Genomic DNA, 20,326 nt, shown 5'->3' on the forward strand with positions numbered 1-20,326 from the left:
GTTTGGCAGCCGGCCGTTGTTATCCTGTTTCCTATTTCTTAACGTATAGCGTCTCAGGCACTTTATCTAAAAGCGGGGTCACCGGACCGTTGCTGACAAGGGCGAGGTGGTGCATCGCCCGCGTCCCGACTGTATATAGCAGGGTGCGTTCTGCTTCATCCTTATATACAGACGCCGAAGCATCGAGCACGATGACGCTGTCAAATTCCAGCCCTTTCGCAAGATAAGACGGGATCAGGATGATGCCTTCCGGAAGATCGCTGTATTCTTTTTCAATAAAGGTCAGATCCAGTTCTTCCCGCAATGTTTCATACGCTTCGGCACACTGTTTCTGTGACTTGCCGATGATCGCAACTGTATGGCTATCTTTTGCGTATTTTTTCGCAAACCGTACAACTTTTGCCAAAGCTTCTTCGTTGCCGCGGGCCACCGTAACAACCGGCAAATCGCCTTCGCGTTCAAACCATTCAATCTTCTCCCCGCCCGCTAAAATTTCTTTCGTAAAGCGGGTGATCTGGGCAGTCGAACGATAGCTTTTCGTCAAGTATACGACCTGTGCTTTTTCTTCACCGAAAATTTCCTTGATCAGCTCCATCTGCGAACGGCCGCTTGTGCCAAATATGGACTGGTTCAAGTCGCCGAGCATCGTAAACTTGCTGTACGGGAACAAATAGCGCAAATAGGCAAGCTGGACCGGCGAATAATCCTGGATTTCATCAATAAACACATATTTGATCGAACTGCTCGTTGCTTTGCCTGTCAAAAGGTCAAAGAGATACAAAAACGGCACGGTATCTTCATAGGGCAGCCACCCTTCACGGAAAGCGGCGCGCGTTTTTGCATCAAGCCGTTCTTCCGCACTGGGAACAAATTCTGGTCCGCGCCGTAAAAAATCCAGATACTGGGCACGGATATGGAGATAATGGAACGTTTTAATTTGTTTCCGGATCGAGCTGAAGCGGCGGTTGACGATTTTACGCGCTAAAAATTCTTTTTCATCATCGGCCCCGCTGAACGCATCATTGTTCTTGCGCGATTTGCGCTCGGCATATTGATGGGCGGCAAGATAGGCTTCCGTCCCGAGCAGTTCCATTTCTTCTTCCACCCATGGCTTTTTCCGCTCTTCTTTTGCAATCTGTTCCAGTTCTTTCAGCAGCTTTTTGCTGACAAGCTGAAACCGGTTCGGCAGCGAGTAGCTTTGATCATAGGCATAAAACATCTCCGCAATTTTTTCCTTCGGCACGATCGTCTCGCCTTTAAAACGGATATCGCGGAAAATGATGCCGCCGTTTAAAAGTTTTTCCGCATAATCCCGAACGGCATGGAAAAAGGCAAGGCTGCCTTTGATTTGTGCTTCTTTCCTGTTTTCGGCTTTGCCTTCGAGCGCTTCTTCCATTTGCTCAAGCAGGCTTTCGACTTTTAGCTTTTTGCCAGCGCGTGCCTGGGCAAACTCCAGGAAAGTCGTCTGCTGCATATTGTTTTCCCCGAGCTCCGGGAGCACTTTTGACACATAATGATTAAACAGCTGGTTCGGCGAAAATAAAACAATTTGCTCGGAATGGAGCGAATCGCGGTACCGGTACAGCAAATACGCAATCCGCTGCAGGGCAACCGATGTTTTTCCGCTTCCGGCGGCCCCTTGCACGAACAGAAGATTGCTTGAAACATCACGGATAATCCGGTTCTGCTCTTTCTGAATCGTCGCCACAATATTTTTCATATGGGTGTTTGCGTTTGCCCCAAGCATTTCCTGCAGCATTTCATCGCCAATCGAAACACCAGTATCAAACATCGCTTCAATGTGGCCGCGCCGGATTAAAAACTGCCGTTTCAAATCCATGATGCCTTCGCGCCTGCCGTCCGGCGCCTGGTACGAAACCGGGCCGGGCACTCCGTCATAATAAATACTGGAAATTGGCGCACGCCAATCGTAAACGAGATACTCATCCTCATCCCGGTAGGAAGCAATGCCGATGTAAATGGGCTCGGAAGGTTCCCCTTCTTCATGAAAATCGACGCGGGCAAAATATGGAGAATAAATGAGGCGATCAAGTTTTTTCACATCTTTTTCCATATGCCCATAGCTTCGTTCGCGTTCAGCAAGGAGTTCTGCCTGCTGGCGGACGCTCGCCGATGTTTCTACGACATCATCCGGCTCATCGAGGTTCACCGTTACGTCTTCCCAGAACGTATTGCGGATTTCCTGTGCCTCGCCGCGGACAGCCCTTACTTTGGAGAGCAGTGTATCCTTTTCGTGCTTCATTTTTTCAATTGTATCATCAACGCGTTTTTGTTCCTTTAACCATTCTTCATCGTGTGGCATAGAACCGGCCCCTTCCTGACAGTAAGAGTATAGAAAATTTTTCTTAAAAAAATGAACAAACTATCTTAGCTCTGTTGCCTGCTGTAAAAGTAGTCATCATGCAAATTGGCTTGATGTCAAAACATAAGTTCATTTTATATGGCATGAAGCGGTATACCCCGGCATCCCAACCAGTAGGGAAAAATGTAGCACCGCAAGCAAATAAATTTGACAATGGGATGAGGAGATGCTATAATTAAGATGGTAAAATGTATATTCCCCATCCGTTGCACTCCGCATCTTAGTATACCACGTTTCCGCCTGATTTTCCAATGTCTGGTCTGTTCTCTTTTGCCATTCCATGTTTTTTTCCGCTCTGTTGCCTGCCACAAAAAGTAGTACTCATGCCAAATGGGCGCTCGGGGTTGAAGTAAAAATTTAAGTTATTTTATAGAGAAGACCGCATAATCTCTCATCTTGCCATTCTTTTTCTTCATTTCCCTTTTTCAAGCATAAAGTGATGCACGCTGGCAAAACCTATCCGTAATACTGTTTGTTGGAGGTTGCTAACGTGGAAAATCCAGTACTGACCATTGTCGTTCCCTGTTACAACGAAGAGGCTGTTTTATACGAAACGGAACGCCAGCTGACGGAAATGGTGTATTCCTTGATGAACGAAGGCCTGATCAGCCCGAAAAGCAGTATTTTGTTTGTCGATGACGGCAGCCGTGACCAAACATGGCCGATGATCGAGGAAATTGCAAGGAAAAACCGACTTGTCAAAGGATTGAAGCTTTCGCGCAATTTTGGGCACCAAAAAGCACTACTTGCCGGGCTCGAAACAGCAAAAGAAGAGGCTGACTGTGTCATTTCCATCGATGCCGATTTGCAGGATGACATCTCGGTTATGCGCGAATTTCTATTGAAGTTTCACGACGGCTGTGACATTGTGTACGGCGTGCGGAAAAAGCGGGAGAAAGATACCTTTTTTAAAAGAGCGACTGCCCAGGGGTATTACCGGGCAATGAAAAAACTCGGTGTTGATCTCGTATACAATCATGCGGATTACCGGCTGATGAGCAAGCGTGCGCTCGAGGAGCTTTCCCGCTTTCCTGAGCAAAATTTATTTTTGCGCGGTGTGGTGCCGTTAATCGGCTTGCAAACGGCCGAAGTGCTTTACGACCGGAAAGAACGGGCAGCCGGCGAGAGCAAGTATCCGCTCAAAAAAATGCTGGCGTTTGCCTTTGACGGCCTTACTTCTTTTAGTGTGGTGCCGATTCACTTTATTACCCTTGTCGGTTTGTTTACTTTTTTATCAAGCACCATCGCCGGCTTGTATGCACTTTTTGTAAAAATTTCCGGCCATGCGGATGACGGCTGGGCTTCGATTATCATCTCCATTTGGTTTTTAGGCGGCTTTATGTTAATGAGTATGGGGTTAATCGGCGAGTATATTGGTAAAATTTACCAAGAAACAAAAAGGCGTCCGCGCTACACGATTGCGCAGGATGCACAGCAGGAGACAATCAGCCAGCAATTGTTGCGGACACAGCAGGATTCGGCAAAAAGGATTAATTGACAAGCCTGTTGTCGCTTTTTACGTCGTATCAGAAGCGGTGGTTGGCTTGTTCCACCCCGCCGCTTCCTTCTATCTCGCTTTTTTGGGAAGCCGTGTTTTCGTATGCGGCAAAGCACCTCGGTGAACGCGTAAACACGGGCTTCTTTTCTTTCAGGTCATTTTACGAAAAGAGCCGCGAAAACCACAGACCAGCCTGTAAGGACCGGAACGAAACCTAGGCTCCCTCAAGTGCAAAAAAGCGAAAGGCACACATCATCCTTTCGCTTTTCCTGCTTCAAAATGGAATCACGCCAATCACCAATGCCACAATGATCATAACGAGTGCCGATACGCACGCCCATTTTAAGAAAGCACGTTGCAAATCACCAAACTCGGCACCGACCATGCCGACCAGCAGATAGGTGGATGGGACGAGCGGGCTCAGCAAATGGACCGGAAGCCCGAGCAATGATGCCCTGCCAATTGCCTCCGCACTAATGCCGTACGCTGCTGCTGCTTTTGCAACGAGCGGGAGAACCCCGTAATAAAACGCATCATTGGACATGAAAAAGGTAAACGGTGCACTGATGACTGCTGTGATGACGGCAAAATGCGGGCCCCAGGCTGCCGGAACGTGTGTAACCAATGTATTTGCCATTGCATCAACCATTTTTGTCCCGGACAAAACGCCTGTAAAAATCCCGGCTGCAAAAATCATCCCCACAACCGACATCGCATTTCCGGCGTAGGCGGCCACCCTTTCTTTCTGGACATCCATATTCGGATAGTTCACCATCGCTGCAATGGCAAAACCGAGCATAAACAAAACCGCTGCCGGCAGCACTTCCATAATGAGCCCAACAAGCAGTGCAATCGTCAAAAGGCCGTTGAACCAAATCAGTTTCGGGCGCTTTAATTCATTCCCCTCACCGACTGCAACGGCTGCAGCCTGTTCCAAAATTGCTTCATTTTCTGAGCTGATGATCCCCAGCCGTTTTCTTTCTTTACGCCCGAGATAAAAAGCAAGGAGAAAGACAAATAGCAAGCCGCCGATCATAGACGGAATCACCGGCGTGAACAGATCTGACGTCTCGAGGCCGAGCGCGCTCATTGCCCTGGCTGTCGGGCCTCCCCATGGCAGCAGGTTCATCACGCCCGATCCGGAAACGGCAATGCCCGCAAGCACGAGCGGTTTCATGCCGATCCGCTGGTAAAGCGGCAGCATCGCGGATATAGTAATCATATAGGTGGTCGTGCCGTCCCCGTCAAGCGATACCAAAACGGCTAAAACCGCTGTCCCGATCGCAATTTTGAGCGGGTCCCCTTTTACGAGTTTTAATATTTGCGAGATCACCGGGTCAAATAACCCCGCATCGATCATGAGCCCGAAATAGAGAATCGCAAATAAAATCATAATGCCGGTCGGCGCGACGCTTGTAACCCCGTCGATCGCCATCTTCCCGATTCCTTTCCAAAACCCGCCGATTACTGCAAAAATGACCGGAACCACCATCAACGCAATCATGGCGGAAAGCCGCTTGGTCATGATCAAAAACATGAAAACAATAATCATCAAAAATCCCATGAATGCCAACACAACAGCCACCCCTTCGTTCGTTTCTTTCAGTTTACCCAATGAACCAACCATTGTAAGCGTTTTCAACATATTTGGTATAAAATCTATTTTGACTATTTTGTTCATTTTGTTCACGAACAGAAAAGGGGGAAGGGTGCAAAAGCAACATGTGCCCAGTACTCGCTAACGAAGCCCGGCCGATCTAATGGTCGGTGAGCCTCGTGCAAGAGCAACACGTACCCAGTACTCCCCAGTATCCCGTCACGGTCCCAACACTTATGGAAAACCCGATTTCCATTTTTTGTAACCCTCGTTTTCACAACCTGCCGTACAGGCGTTTAAACAAGATAATATTTCCGCTCCGGCCTGCCGACGATGCCGTATTCGACTTCTGCTCTGCACGTCCGGATGGAAACCAGGTATTCCAAATAGCGGCGGGCGGTTGTCCGGGAGGCGCCGATTTTTTCAGCGACCTGTTCGGCGGACTGCCCCTGGTCCGGAATTAGCACTGCTTTTACTTTGCTCAGCGTAATCGCATCAATTCCTTTCGGCAGCTCCGTTTCCTGCGTCCCCGCTTCCCGGCGTGGCGACCCGAACAGCGAATCAACCCAGGCCTGATCCACCGTACCCGCTGTTTCCAGGAGGCGCTTTTTATCCAGATACTTTTCGACCGCCTCCTTAAACTGCTTAAGTGAAACCGGCTTGATTAAATAGTGTTCCACCCCATAATGAAGCGCCTTTTCGATAAAATCCTTTTCCGCAGCGGCTGTAATCATCATAATATCGAGATGCGGCGACAATGCCCGCAGGTCAGGAAGTAGATCAACACCGAGCCGGTCGGGAAAATATACATCCAGAAGCAAAAAATCCGGAGACTTTTCCTCCACAAGCGCCAGCGTTTCTTTTGCATTCAAGGCTTTGCCAACCACTTCGAAACAAGGGAACTCCGCCAGAAATTTTTCATGGACAAGCGCCACGCGGAAATCATCCTCGGCGATCACCGCTTTTATTGTTTTCAACTGTCGATACCCTCCCTTTTCGGCAAATAAACCGTAAAAACCGTTCCTTCCCCGGGGTGGCTGTGGACTTCAATAAAACCCCCGAGTTCGGACACAGCATGAGCGGCATTGGATAAGCCAAACCCTCTGTTCGTTTCTTTTGTTTTTGTTGAAAAACCCCTTTCAAATATATGTGCGAGGACCGCTTCTTCCATGCCAGGCCCGTTATCGCTGATTTCAAATACAATGTCATCCCCCATATCTGTCGCAAAAAACAAGACAGTCGGGTGATCGGTTTTCCCTGCTGCTTCAAAAGCATTGTCGAGCAGATTGCCAAGCATGACAATCAGCCGCATCACATCGATTTGCTTTGGCAACCTTTCTAAAGAACTGTTCGGATCAATATCAAAATGAATCTTTTTTTCGGATGCTTTGCCAAGTTTGCCGAGCAAAACCGCCTGAACTTTCATGTCTTTTATCTTCTCAAAAACACGGGCGTGCTGGTTTTTCAAAGATGCCGTCTCTTCCCGGATAAATTCAATTGCGTCTTCATAAGCCCCAAGCTGAAGCAACCCGGAAAGGACATGCAGCTTATTTGCGTATTCATGGGACTGGGCCCGCAAATCTTCCGAGTATTGGCGGACTTCGCTCAATGTGTTGGCCATTCTTTCAATTTCAGAACGATCGCGGAAAGAAGCGACCGCCCCCTGCACTTGTCCCCGTTCATTCAGAATCGGGGTACTGTTTACGATGAGCGTCCGGTCTTTCCATACCATTTCCCGGTCCATTTGCGGCTTGCCGGATTTTAACACGGTGTAAAAAATGGAAGCCGGTATCAGCTTGTCAATCTTTGTACGCCTGACCGATCCGCCAATATGCAGCATTTTTTTCGCCGGCTGGTTCATGGTAGTGACAAACCCTTCCCGGTCTACAGCAATAATCCCTTCTTTAACCGCATGTAAAATGGCCCGCTTTTCTTTATAAAGCGACGCGATTTCGAACGGTTCAAGCCCCATGGTGTCTTTACGGATATCCCGGGCAAGCAGCACGCTTCCGATAATAGCCCCGAAAAAAGCGAGCAGTGCGACGCCAGCCACTTTCATCATGTGCATGTTGGTCTGCCGATTCACATCACTTAACATGAACCCGACCGACACGATGCCAATAATGTTTCCGTTCCGGTCGCGTACCGGTGTTTTCCCTCTTAATGACGGGCCAAGTGATCCTTTTGCGCTTGAGATATAGGATTCCCCTTTCAAAATGGCCCGTTCATTGTCACCGCCAACCATCTTTTTGCCAATCCGGTCCGGGAGCGGATGGGAGTAGCGGATCCCTTCCCTGTTGCCGACAACGATAAACTCGGCGCCGGTTTCTTTGCGGATTTTTTCCGCAAGCGGCTGAATCGTTTTGGACGGATCTTTGCTTTGGAAAGCATTCACAACAGCCGGCATGGCCGCCACCGTTTTCGCAATATTTAACGCTAGGCGCCCTTCCTGTTGTTCGATTTGGCGTTGCTCCAGCACCATAAAATAACCGGAAAGCGCACCGATGATCAAAAAAGACAGAAGCAGCACAAGCCCCAGTATTTTTGTCTGCAATGAAACCTTTCTTTTACGCATCCCCATCCCCCGCCAAACAGGATTTATCTCCATTTTACATGATTTTTGGAAATGTTGCGGCGAAAACGGCATGATGTGCTAAACCGCGTTCCCAATCCAAGCAAAATAAAAGCCGCCGGGAATGTCCCGGCAGCCTGGAAAAAGCGGATATACCTGCTCTTTTCTTCTATTATTTTGCTGCAGCCTGTTCGTAAACCGCATCTTCGTACGGCTGGCCGTAAGCATGTTCGCCGTGCAACGTAATATCAAGACCTCTTTTTTCCGCTTCTTCATCAACACGGATCGGCATAAACAATTGGATCGCTTTGATGATAATAAAGGAGGCAATACCAACGAAAATATAGGTGGACACAATGGCGACGAGCTGTTTCCAGACGAGCGACGGATCACCGTAGAACAAACCGTTCGCGCCAGCAGAATTGACCGCTTTAGAGGCGAACAGGCCGGTTGCAATGCCGCCCCATGTGCCACCGATGCCGTGAATGCCGAATGCATCCAGCGTATCATCATAGCCGAGTTTCGATTTCAAATACGTGACGCCCCAGAAGCAGACGATGCCGCCAACCAGGCCGATCAGGATCGAAGCCATTGGCGTTACAAACCCGGCTGCCGGCGTGATCGCTACAAGCCCTGCAATGCCGCCCGAGATCGCGCCTGACAATGTCGGCTTTTTATTGACAATCCATTCCACCGCGGCCCAGCCGATTAACCCGCAAGCCGCCGCAGTATTGGTATTGATGAAAGCATACATAGCAACTTCATTTAACGATAAGGCACTTCCAACGTTAAATCCGAACCACCCGAGCCAAAGGAGACTGCCGCCGATCAGGACAAGCATTAAGTTATGCCGTCCGGTCTCGGATTCTTTCCGTTTTCCGAGCACAAGCGCGAGGATGAGGGCCGCCACGCCGGAAGAAATATGAACCACATTGCCGCCTGCAAAGTCGAGTGCGCCAAGGTTGCGGATCCAGCCGCCAACGCCCCATACCCAGTGGGCAACAGGCGCATAGACGAGCACGCACCATAAGGAAATGAAAATCAAGTATGCCGAAAACCGCATCCGTCCGACAAAACCGCCTGAAATAATGGCAATGGTTAAAACCGCAAACGTCATTTGGAACATCATGAATAAGTTATGCGGAATCGTCGCACTGTAATCTGCATTCGGTTTAAACGTGACATCGTGCAGCCCCGCCCAGCTTAAATCGCCGAGAATCGCGTTGCCGCCGGTTGAAAACGCCAGCGAATAACCAACAAGAATCCATAATACCGATACAATCCCAAGCGAACCGAAGCTGTACATCGCGGTGCTTAAAACGTTTTTGCTTTTCACCATCCCCCCGTAAAACAGCGCAATCGCAGGTGTCATGACCCAAACAAGCGCCGTCGATACAAACATAAAGACCGAATCTGCAGGAACCATTTGCCTCTTCCTTTCTGATGTTAGATTTTATAACGCATCTTTGTTATATAAATTATCATATGTGATGTCAGCCATTTTTTCAATACTTTTTCGTTAATTTTTTTAAAATTTTTATATTTGTTGTCAGGTTTTCTTACATACCGGTCAGAACGCGCTTTCAAATTTTAAACGAAAAGGACTGTTTTCCTCATGCAAGCTTTTAAAATGATTGGCGCATCCTAAAATGTGGTACAATCTGTCTGTAAAACTCCAAAGAAAGAAGGGAATTGGATGAACCCGTTTACGTTTTACAACCCGACTGAACTGATTTTCGGAAAAGGGCAGCTCGAAAAGCTCGATGAAAAAATCGACCAGCTCGGAAAACGGATCTTGCTTGTATATGGCGGCGGCAGCATCAAACGTTCCGGCTTGTATGACAAATTGCAGGCAATTTTTGAGAAGAAAGGCTGCCATGTGCGCGAACTTGCGGGCGTTGAACCGAATCCGCGCCTGTCCACCGTTAAAAAAGGCATCTCCCTGATCCGCGAAAATGAACTCGACTGGATTCTTGCTGTCGGCGGCGGCAGCGTCATCGACTGTTCGAAAGCAATCGCAGGCGGTGCCCTGTATGACGGCGATGTATGGGATTTTTACGAAAGAAAGGCGAAAGTGGAAAAAGCGCTGCCGCTTGGCACTGTGCTGACGCTGGCTGCGACGGGTTCAGAGATGAATAAAGGCTCGGTGATTACGAACTGGGAAACGCAACAAAAACACGGAGCAAGCATGACTTTCCCGACGTTCTCGATTTTAGACCCGGAAAATACGTTTACCGTGCCGCGTAACCAGACTGTTTACGGCATTTCGGATACGCTCTCGCACGTATTTGAGCAATATTTTTCGCATACAAAAGAAATTCCGCTGCAAACCGGTTTTGCAGAAACGATTATGAAAACAGTGATCGAAAATGCGCGTAAAGTGCTGCAAAACCTTGAGGACTATGATGCGCGCGCAAACTTAATGCTGAGCTCCACTTTTGCGCTCAACGGCCTGCTTGCGACCGGCGTGGAAACCGACTGGGCAACGCACTCGATCGAGCACGCCGTCAGCGCTGTTTACGATATCCCGCACGGCGGCGGGCTTGCGATCATCTTCCCGAACTGGATGAAGTACGTCTATAAAGAAAATATCCCGCGTTTCAAACGGTTTGCCGTTGAGGTATGGGGCGTGGATCCTGCAGGGAAAACGGATGAGGAAATTGCACTTGCTGGCATTGATGCAGTCCGCGCTTTCTTTAACGAAATCGGCGCGCCAAGCCGGCTTGCAGATTACAATATCGGCGATGACAAGCTCGACGTCATGGCGGAAAAAGCTTTGCCATTCGGCCCGATCGGCAACTTTAAAAAACTGGGCAAAGAAGATGTGCGGGAAATTTTGAAGATGAGTTTGTAAAAAGAAAAGGATGTCCTTTATAGGACATCCTTTTCTTTTTGATGGGAGCCTGCGAAATGAGAGGATTAAAACCCGCCTCCGCTTCCGAACCATCTGACCATAGCGGACCGTTGAAAATCGGCACAAGAATGGAGACTGCGAAACGGGGATTGAAAACCGCCTCTGTTCCAATCATCTGGCCATAGTGTAGATCCATTGGAATCCGGTACAAGAATCGAAATGGGGGTTGAACCCGTCTCCGTCCGAATCATCTCGGGCATAGTGGCAGCCCATTGGAAACTGGCACAAGAATCGAAATGGGGTTACAACCCACCTCCACTTGAATCAACTGGTCATAGTGGCGGACCGTTGGAAACCGGCACAAGAACGGAGACTGCGAAATGGGGGTTACAACCCGTCTCCGTCCGAATCATCTCGCCATAGCGGCGGACCGACCATTGGAAACTGGCACAAGAATCGAAATGGGGTTACAATCCGCCTCCACCTCTGAATCATCTCGCCATAGTGTCGATCCCTTGGAAACCGGCACAAGAACGGAGACTGCGAAACGGGGTTACAACCCGCCTCCACTTGAATCAACTGGTCATAGTGGCGGACCGTTGGAAACCGGCCAAGAAAGGAACCTAAGAAATGGGGGTTACAACCCGCCTCCACTTCTGAGTCATCTCGCCGTAGCTGTGGCCGGGTGACTAGCCTAAGCAAAGGAGCCCCGTCAGGAAGCAGTTTTCCCAACGGGTCGCAGTTACTCCAGCACCTCTTTATATACTTTATTTTCCCGCATCAAAACCGGGTATAAAACCAGGCCGATGACAAACAGCCCGATGCCGAGGAAGAACGTTTTTAAATCGGCAGTGCCGGTAATGATGACCCATACCGAATACACTAGCGCAATACCGGTAATGATACCGTCTGTTGTGCGAGCGCCTAGCGACGTATAAGTTTCACCGGCTGCCACCAGCTTCAACTGGTAAATAACCGATACAAGATACGGGATCAAATAAGCCAGTGTTGCCACGACAATGGCAAAATCATACGCTTCCGAAATGGTGTCCGACACAGTGGAGAATAAAAAGATTTGCGTCATGATATTCGTGACCAGCAGCGAACGGGACGGTGATCCTTTTCTGTTCGTTTTCCCGAAAAATGCCGGAAAAAGGCCGGCCTTTGCCGCCTGGTACGGCACTTCGGAGCTGACGATAATCCAGCCGACAGTTGAACCAAACAAGGAAATGAGCGCCAGTGCGGCTAATATATACTGGCCGTTTGCACCGAGCACCTGACCGAGCGCATCGACAAGCGGTTTATGTGAAACGCGCAGTTCCGCCTGGGACAAAGCGCCCATTGTCAGTAGTGTAATGCCGACATAAATCAGGATCGAGATCAACAGGCCGAGAAGTGTTGCCTTTTTCACATCTTTTTGTGATTTGGCGCGGTTTGACAGCATTACTGCCGATTCTATGCCGATAAACGCCCACAATGTGGAGATGGCGCCGCCGTTAATTTGCCCGAAGAGAGAAACAGCGTGGCCGTCCGCATCGGTAAAAGCTTTCGCATTGCCGAAGTTCGCGGCATCGAATGCAAAAACGGTAATGACGATAAACATCATAAAGCCGAGTACTTTTGTGACCGTCGCGACAAGATTCATTTTTCCGCCGCTGTTAAAGCTATGCGACAGAATCGATTGAATCCCCCAAAGCATGACTGTACACACAGCAAATGTCAAAAATTTTCCGGTCTCCATTTGGAAAGATCCGAGCGTAAACAGGATTTTCGTGCTTTGCATAATCGGGAAAAATGTCGTTAAATAACCCGCAAACGAAATAATGACGGAAGCCGTTGCCGCCCAGTTCGCTGCCCAGTAGCCCCATGCCATGCTGTAGCCGGCGACCCGGCCTGCCTGTTTCGATTTAAAAAGCGACTGTGCGTAGCTTTGCGGTCCTGCTTTCAGTTCCGGTTTCCGGATGGCCAAGTTTCCGAACACGAGCGCAATCATCAAAACACCAAAGCCGGTCAGCACCCACGCAAGTGTTGAACCGAGCGCCCCTGCCTTATTTGCGAGATTAGCCGGCAGCATGAAGACCCCGCCGCCCACCATATTGCCGACAACGAACGTGGTTAAAGTCCAAAGTCCCCATTTTTTATTCATATATGTTCACCCTTTGTGTTGGTTTGGTTTCGCTTCATTATATGTCATTATTTTAACGCGTTTCTTTAGTTTGGTAAAGTGGTAAATTAGTAATTCGTTAAAATAAATTTTGGAATAGATTTCCTAGAAATGGGAAACCCGATTGCATAAAGCAATCGGGTTTCTGATGGATCAAATTTTTAATGGAAAATACTTTCTTCCTTCCGTGGTCACGATCTGCCGCACTGAGCATCGGTTTTCTTTCGTAAAGGTGACCAGAGAACCGTTCAGGTCCTCTTCTACCGCTGTAATTCGAAATCCGCAATCCAGCAGACGGTCAATCTCCGCTTTTTCTTTCAGGAATAAAATGGATTCGCGCATCATTTTTTCCTTTTACACTGTGGCTGCTGTCGGGGACTGCAGAGCACCCTGGTTAAATTTTTTGCGTTTCAAATATTTCCCACTTCCCGGCTGGCCAATAAATTTTTTGTCTTTGATGACAAAATTGCCACGGCATAAAACAGAGATTGGCTCTCCTGTGATTTCCATGCCTTCAAACGCGCTGTAATCCACGTTCATATGATGGGTTTTTGCAGAAATTACGCGCTTTACTTCCGGATCAAAAATAACGAGATCTGCGTCCGCCCCGACAGCTATTGTTCCTTTTTCCGGGAACAGGCCGAACAGTTTCGCCGGTTGGGTGGAAACAATGTCCACAAACTGGTTCAAGGATAAGATCCCCTTTTTCACGCCTTCTGAAAAAAAAATACTGAACCGGTCTTCGATAAACGGGCCGCCGTTCGGGATTTTAGAAAAGTCATTGCGTCCGAGCTGTTTTTTTCCGTTAAAGTTAAAAGAGCATTGATCCGAGCCAAGGGTTTGCAAAATGCCGGCCTTTAAAGCGTCAAACAACACTTTCTGGTGATGCTTTTCGCGGAGCGGCGGCGACCAGACGTATTTGGCGCCTTCAAAATCCGGTTTTTCCAAATAAGACTGGTCAAGCACAAGGTATTGCGGGCATGTTTCTCCCCATACTTTGTATCCTTTGGCGCGTGCTTCGGCGATTTGCTTGACGGCTTCGGCACAGGTGACATGGACGACATACAGCTGGGAATCCGCCATGTGGGCCAGCTCGATTGCCCGGTGTGTCGCTTCCCCTTCCGCTTCGGGAGGCCTGGTTAAAGCATGGTAAATCGGTTCCGTGTGTCCCTCTGCAAGCGCCTTTGTAACCAGTTCGTCAATGACGCTCCCATTTTCGCAGTGGACCATTACGAGCGCGCCTGCTTCTTTTGCGGCTTTAAATGCGCGGAACAGGGTGCGGTCATCAGCTTGGAATTCTTTTGCGTATGCCATAAAAACTTTCAGCGAGGTGATTCCTTCTTTTTCCAGTAAGAGTGGCAATTCTTCCAGCACCTTTTCATCCAGATTGGCAAGCATCAAATGGAAACCATAATCAATGGCAGCTTTGCCCTCCGCTTTGCCATGCCAGCGCGCAACGGCTTTTTCCAACGTATCATCCCCTGTTGTAAGGCAGAAATCAATGATCGTGGTGGTGCCGCCGAATGCTGCGGCAATTGTGCCGGTTTCCCAGTCATCATCGGTTACCGTATTGTTGAACGGCATGTCTAGGTGTGTATGCGGATCGACCCCGCCCGGAAAAATATAAGCCCCCTTTGCATCTATGATTTCTGCATCATCTGCTGTGAGATTGCGTCCTATTTCTATAATTTTCTCCCCATCAACCAGCAAATCAGCTTCATAAGTGTCCGCTGCGGTTACAACAATTCCATTTTTAATAAGTTTTTTCATGTATTTCCCTCCATTTAACTGATTGTGATTTCGTCGGCTTCAAGACCGGATATTTTTCGCTGGCGTTCATTCCAGGTAAGCGGCATTTCCCCTCGTAACGGTATCATTGTGATGGCGCCGTCCGCTGGGCAGACAAGCGAGCAAAGATTGCAGCCGACGCAGTCTTCTTCGCGCACCCTTAAAATGCTTTTTCCGGAAGTATCCACCAGCCTGTCAATACACTGGTGAGCCGTATCCTCACAAGCGATATAGCACTTATTGCAATGAATGCAATGCTCCTCGTTAATGCGGGCGACTGTCCTGTAATTAAGGTCGAGTTCTCCCCAGTTTTTGTATTTCGGTACGGATTTTCCAATAAGGTCCGAAGCTGATTGCAACCCTTTTTCATCCAAATAATGGTTCAATCCGTCAATCATATCCTCTACGATTGAGAATCCGTGGTGCATGACGGCCGTGCAAACTTGGACATTGGAGGCGCCCATCAGCATAAATTCAGCTGCGTCTTTCCAGGTGGCGATCCCTCCGATTCCGGAAATCGGGACGGGGATGTCAGGGTCGCGGGCACATTCTGCCACCATACTTAATGCGATCGGCTTCACGGCCGGGCCGCAGTAGCCGCCGTGTGTGCCAAGGCCTGCTACGTGGGGGACGGTCTGCCAGGTATCGAGATCCACCCCCATCAGGCTGTTAATTGTATTGATCATACTGACGGCATCGGCTCCACCCTGTACAGCAGCGAAGGCAGTGGCTGTAATATCCGTTATATTCGGAGTCAGTTTTACAATCACCGGGGTTTTTGCGGCTTCCTTGACCCAGTAAGTCTGCTGTTCAACCAGCTGCGGGACCTGGCCGGATGCCGCACCCATCCCGCGCTCCGCCATGCCGTGCGGGCAGCCAAAATTTAATTCGAGTCCATCAACACCGGCATCCTCCACCCTTTTGACAATTTCATGCCATTTTTCCCGTTTTGGCTCCACCATCACCGAGGCAATAATTGCTCGATCAGAAAATTTCTTTTTCGTTTCAGTAATTTCTTTCAGGTTTACATCCAGCGGCCGGTCTGTAATCAGTTCAATATTATTGAAACCGGCCATTCTTCTTCCGCTATAGGAAAGTGCGGCGAACCGGGACGTGACATTTAAAATCGGATCGCCGAGCGTTTTCCAAACCACCCCGCCCCATCCGGCTTCAAATGCACGCTGTACCTGGTAGCCGGAATTGGTCGGCGGCGCCGATGCCAGCCAGAAAGGATTGGGCGAACGGATGCCGGTAATCTCAACGTTTAAATTTGCCAAAAACTAAACCTCCTCTCTCATGTAACGCGTCTGCATGGCGCGTTGAATGGCATATGCTGCCTTCTTTCCCTGTTCAACCGCACTGACTACCATCGCTTCCGTGGGGCCGATGCCAAAAATAACGTCTCCGGCCGCATAAATTTTTTCATTGGAAGTTTGATAAGTTTCCGGATCCACTGCAAGAATACCATGGTGATGCACAAGGCCGAATGCATTGATTAGATCAGTACGGCGGTTTTGGCCAATCGCCCGGACCACCACGTCTGTTTCTAGCCTAAATTTCGGATCTTCTGTTGCCTGGATCTTGCGTTTTCCAGAGGCATCAGGTGCGCCAAGCACGACCCGGCTCAAAGAAAGCGCCGTAACATTGCCGGATACATCGCTGATGATTTCTGCGGGCTGCCACTGCCATCTGAATTCAATTCCCTCCCGCTTCGCAAATTCGTATTCACTTTTGTAAGCCGTCATTTCCGCTTCGGTTCTGCGGTAGACAATTTTTACATCCGCCGCCCCCGCGCGCTTCAGGCAGGTGGCAGCATCGATCGCTGTATTCCCGGCACCGATGACAACCGCCCTTTTGCCCTTAAATTCATTCGTTATCCTGCCTTCTTTGATATTCTCGATCAATTCAATTGCATCCAAAACGCCGTTGTACTCCTCTCCGGGGATGCCGAGGCGCGGAACATTTCCCATTCCGCATGCAACTAGCACGGCATCATAGCGGGAGAGGATTTCCTCCGCTGAAATGTCTTCGCCGACCCTTATTTCTGTCAAAATCTCCACGCCCAAAGCTGTCACTTGGTCCGCTTCCCAGAGCGGAATTTCCTGGGGAAGGCGGAACGGGACAATCCCGTATGTATCGAGTCCGCCCGCTTTTTCCTTTGCTTCATAAACAGTGACGCCAAAGCCGTGCCTCGCCAGTTCCCTAGCCGCGGATAAACCGGCTGGGCCGCTGCCGATAATGGCAACCTTCATGCCGTTTGACGTGCGTTTTTCAAAAAGAGTCTCCCCGGACTGCATCGCCCAGTTAACGGCATGCCGCTGCAAATCGCCAATCATAATCGGCAGGGAAAGCTCGTTCAGCACGCATGCCCCTTCGCACAATTCTTCGGTAGGGCAGACGCGGGCACAGGTCGCCCCCATCGGATTGGCTTCCAGAATCGCACGCGCGGAACCTTTCAAATTGCCCGTGGCGATTTTCCGGATAAAAGAAGGAACGGGAATGCCGGTCGGGCAGGCTTTCGTACATGGCGCATCATAACAGTATAAACAACGGTTTGCTTCTTCCACTGCTTCCTGTGCGGATAAATCTCGCCGAACTTCTTTAAACACGGCTGAGACCGTCAAAGATTCCATTCAAACACCCCCTGCAAGTTATATTTGATTGCTTTGTTCCGCAACGGTTGCGGTCACCGCACCGCCTTTTTCATGACGGCTGACAAAAACGGTGATGTCTTCATATGCTTTCTGGGACAACAAACTCCTGTCATTGCGCATCAGCCAGCTGTAGGCAACAGCGGCAACTAAGATTCCGACTGTCCACGCATTGTCCCACAAAAATCTAAGGCCCGGGACAAGAAGCCCCACAACCGGAACCGCAATGCCGATCACAAGCGCAAATACCCCGCTCGTATTAATTCCGGAAGAATAGTTGTAGCGCCCGTTCGTCTCATACAGTTCTTTTAGGTCAAACCTCCGGCGCCTTACAATCCAGTAATCGGCGATCGCAATACCGTCAATCGGGCCGAGGAGCGCACCGTATGTGCCAAGAAAACCGTAAATCAGATTTTGAAAGTTTGACATGAGGTACCATGGCTGCATGGCAATGGCAAAAAGGCCTGTCACAATTGCGCCCGACGCAAATGTCAGGCGCCGCGGCCATAAATTTTCAACTGCCCGGGCCGGGGCCACCAGGTTCGCGCCGACATTGACCGTAATGGATGAAATGGCGACAACAATGGCCCCGATAAAAACGACAAGAGTCGGGAATTTTGAAAGCAGATCAACCGGCTGCCAAAGTGCCTGACCAAAAATCACAACGGTGGCGGAAGTGACGAAAATGCCGATAAAAGAGAATATTGTCATCGTCAGCGGCAGCGCAAACGACTGGGAAATCATCATCGATTTTTGGTTCACCGCATGGCGGGCAAAATCGGGAATATTAAGCGCAAGCGTTGCCCAAAAGGCTATGACGCCGGTCAGTGCCGGGAAGAACACCGCGAGAAATTCGCCTGTCGTCTGGAACTTGCTCGGCGCTGTGAGTATTGGCCCCCAGCCATTGACATGGGTGGCCGCCCAGATAAATAAAATTATGGACGAGACCCCAACCACCGGTGTAGAAATGGTGGCAAGCCATTTAATCGCTTCAGGCCCTTTGATCCCAATGCCAACATTTAACGCCCAGAAAAGCAGAAATACAATTCCGGTATGAAAAGGCAGGCCGGACCAGCCCGAGACCATGCGCGACATCAAGGCGTCAATACTTGTCGTGCCGATCCAGGTATTAATCCCGAACCAACCGGCTGCCACGATCGCACGAGCCAAAGTCGGAATATGTGCGCCTTTTGATCCGAACCAGAGCCTTGCAAATACCGGATAAGGAATCCCAAATTTTGCACCGGCATGCGCATTTAACAAAATCGGGACCAGCACAACGCAGTTTCCAAGAAAAATGGTCAGAAGTGCCTGCCACCAGTTCATCCCAAGCGAGATCATGCCGCTTGCCATTGTATAGGAAGGAATGATCAGGCACATGCCGATCCATAAAGCTGCAAAACTCCTTCCTGTCCAGGTATGCTCTTCTTTTGTTGCAGGGCGCAGGTCATCATTCCAGAGGTTTGAGTGCTGCAATTGTTCTGCCGTTTCCTTCGTCAGGATGACAATACCGTTTTCTTCAATTTGTGATTTCATCCGTTCCCCTCCGTTTTCATTTGCTGTTATTGCCCTGTAAGCAAAGACAACACGGTATCCAGTGCCACGTTTGCGCCGCGCGCGCAGTCTTCATATGACGTCAGTTCTTCCTCACAGTGGCTTTTGCCACCTGCACTCGGTACAAAAATCATCGCGGTTGGCAGGTAGCTTGCAATAAATTGCGCATCATGGCCAGCGCCGCTGTACATTCTTTTGGCGGAAATCCCAAGCGACTGAGCCGATTTTTCAAGCCGGCTGACAATGCCCTGATCAAATGCAACGGTATCACGGGACCATAATTTTTTTGAAGCAATCGTGCATCCGCCCATTTCCTGCGGTAACGTCCTGATTGTACTCACCACCTGCGACACTACTTGAGGATCTTTGTGCCTTGCTTCAAGTGTGAACACCACTTTATTCGGAATGACGGTATGGATATTCGGATACACATTCATCCGCCCCATCGTATAAACAAGTTCCGGGTCAAGCATACTCAATTGTTCACGAACATCCCTGATGATGTCACAAGCAACGAACAATGCATCCCTCCTCATACCCATCGGCGTCGTGCCAGCATGGTTGGATTCGCCAGTGACTTCAATTTCATAATTGACCATGCCGACGACCCCTTCGACAATTCCGATTTGTTTGTCTTCACTTTCCAGGACCGGACCTTGCTCGATATGCATTTCAAGAAAGGCGGCTGCTTCCTTCAGGCGGTTTTCAACGCTGCCGGCATAACCGCTCGCCGAAAGCGCCTCTCCGAATGTCATCCCCGTCTCATCCCGGCTTTGAAGAACGGTTTGCTTATCAAATTTGCCCGAAATGACCCCCGAGCACATCATCGCCGGCTCAAATCTTGCCCCTTCTTCATTTGTAAAATTGACGATGGTAAAAGGGATTTCCAATTTGATCCGGTTGTCATGAATCGTGCGAGCCACTTCCAATGCCGCCGCGACACCAAGAACGCCATCAAAGCGTCCGCCCTTCTTGACGGAATCGAGATGGGAGCCCATCACCACAGGCGGCTTGCCTTCTTTGCCGGGCATTGTAGCATACATGTTTGCCATGTCATCGTATTTCACTTCCATCCCGATTTCCTTACAGCAAGTTTCCAAGTACTCCCTTGCTGTAAGATCTTCCTGCGACAATGATAACCGTGTAACCCCGTTATTCGGCGTCCGCCCGAATGACGCAAACTTTTCCAGCGTTTCCTGTAACCTTTGTGCATTAACCAGCATTTTTTGTTGCTGCATGCCTTTCTCCTCCTTTTGTTGAATATC

The 20,326-nt window shown here is 49.4% G+C and carries 14 protein-coding genes; 3 read left to right on the forward strand and 11 right to left on the reverse strand.

Annotated features, from left to right (window positions below):
• Positions 1 to 31: 31 nt before the first annotated feature.
• The gene (gene helD / locus ABR335_RS15450) at positions 32 to 2,323 is read right to left on the reverse strand and encodes an RNA polymerase recycling motor HelD (RefSeq protein ID WP_350346373.1); all 2,292 of its coding nucleotides are present in this window, start codon (positions 2,321 to 2,323) and stop codon (positions 32 to 34) included.
• A 550-nt stretch (positions 2,324 to 2,873) separates the two neighbouring features.
• On the opposite strand from helD, the gene ABR335_RS15455 reads away from it, so the two are divergent.
• Positions 2,874 to 3,881, forward strand: a complete 1,008-nt coding sequence (locus ABR335_RS15455; RefSeq protein WP_014096291.1) for a glycosyltransferase family 2 protein — start codon at positions 2,874 to 2,876, stop codon at positions 3,879 to 3,881.
• Between the two features lie 274 nt (positions 3,882 to 4,155).
• Here ABR335_RS15455 and ABR335_RS15460 read toward each other — a convergent pair whose 3' ends face one another.
• From ABR335_RS15460 to ABR335_RS15475, 4 genes are all read right to left on the reverse strand, one after another.
• Positions 4,156 to 5,457, reverse strand: a complete 1,302-nt coding sequence (locus ABR335_RS15460; protein ID WP_350346734.1) for a CitMHS family transporter — start codon at positions 5,455 to 5,457, stop codon at positions 4,156 to 4,158.
• 317 nt (positions 5,458 to 5,774) lie between these two features.
• Complete coding sequence (locus ABR335_RS15465; RefSeq protein ID WP_014096293.1) at positions 5,775 to 6,455, reverse strand: response regulator; 681 nt, start codon at positions 6,453 to 6,455, stop codon at positions 5,775 to 5,777.
• Positions 6,452 to 8,053, reverse strand: a complete 1,602-nt coding sequence (locus ABR335_RS15470; protein WP_350346374.1) for a sensor histidine kinase — start codon at positions 8,051 to 8,053, stop codon at positions 6,452 to 6,454. The genes ABR335_RS15465 and ABR335_RS15470 overlap by 4 nt, the downstream gene beginning before the upstream one ends.
• A 169-nt stretch (positions 8,054 to 8,222) precedes the next feature.
• Positions 8,223 to 9,476: an ammonium transporter gene (locus ABR335_RS15475; protein WP_017550632.1), complete on the reverse strand. Its 1,254-nt coding sequence runs from the start codon at positions 9,474 to 9,476 to the stop codon at positions 8,223 to 8,225.
• A gap of 270 nt (positions 9,477 to 9,746) precedes the next feature.
• Here ABR335_RS15475 and ABR335_RS15480 point away from each other — a divergent pair, with 270 nt between their 5' ends.
• A complete protein-coding gene (locus ABR335_RS15480; RefSeq protein ID WP_017550634.1) occupies positions 9,747 to 10,904 on the forward strand; it encodes an iron-containing alcohol dehydrogenase in 1,158 nt (385 codons plus the stop codon).
• 56 nt (positions 10,905 to 10,960) lie between these two features.
• On the forward strand, positions 10,961 to 11,089 hold the full coding sequence (locus ABR335_RS15485) for a hypothetical protein (protein WP_268810711.1): 129 nt from the start codon (positions 10,961 to 10,963) through the stop codon (positions 11,087 to 11,089).
• 557 nt (positions 11,090 to 11,646) lie between these two features.
• Here ABR335_RS15485 and ABR335_RS15490 read toward each other — a convergent pair.
• The 6 genes from ABR335_RS15490 to ABR335_RS15515 all read right to left on the reverse strand — a co-directional run bounded on the left by ABR335_RS15490 (position 11,647) and on the right by ABR335_RS15515 (position 20,299).
• A complete protein-coding gene (locus ABR335_RS15490) occupies positions 11,647 to 13,050 on the reverse strand; it encodes an amino acid permease (RefSeq protein ID WP_061087278.1) in 1,404 nt (467 codons plus the stop codon).
• Between the two features lie 372 nt (positions 13,051 to 13,422).
• Positions 13,423 to 14,838: a dihydropyrimidinase gene (gene hydA, locus ABR335_RS15495; protein ID WP_061564840.1), complete on the reverse strand. Its 1,416-nt coding sequence runs from the start codon at positions 14,836 to 14,838 to the stop codon at positions 13,423 to 13,425.
• 14 nt (positions 14,839 to 14,852) lie between these two features.
• On the reverse strand, positions 14,853 to 16,133 hold the full coding sequence (preA, locus tag ABR335_RS15500) for an NAD-dependent dihydropyrimidine dehydrogenase subunit PreA (protein WP_061564841.1): 1,281 nt from the start codon (positions 16,131 to 16,133) through the stop codon (positions 14,853 to 14,855).
• 3 nt (positions 16,134 to 16,136) lie between these two features.
• Complete coding sequence (locus ABR335_RS15505; RefSeq protein ID WP_014096302.1) at positions 16,137 to 17,489, reverse strand: NAD(P)-dependent oxidoreductase; 1,353 nt, start codon at positions 17,487 to 17,489, stop codon at positions 16,137 to 16,139.
• 18 nt (positions 17,490 to 17,507) lie between these two features.
• Positions 17,508 to 19,043, reverse strand: a complete 1,536-nt coding sequence (locus ABR335_RS15510; RefSeq protein ID WP_014096303.1) for an NCS1 family nucleobase:cation symporter-1 — start codon at positions 19,041 to 19,043, stop codon at positions 17,508 to 17,510.
• 26 nt (positions 19,044 to 19,069) lie between these two features.
• Complete coding sequence (locus ABR335_RS15515) at positions 19,070 to 20,299, reverse strand: Zn-dependent hydrolase (RefSeq protein ID WP_276210855.1); 1,230 nt, start codon at positions 20,297 to 20,299, stop codon at positions 19,070 to 19,072.
• Between the last annotated feature and the right edge of the window lie 27 nt (positions 20,300 to 20,326).

It is taken from the genome of Heyndrickxia faecalis (assembly GCF_040267745.1).
Classification (GTDB): Bacteria; Bacillota; Bacilli; order Bacillales; family Bacillaceae_C; genus Weizmannia; species Weizmannia faecalis.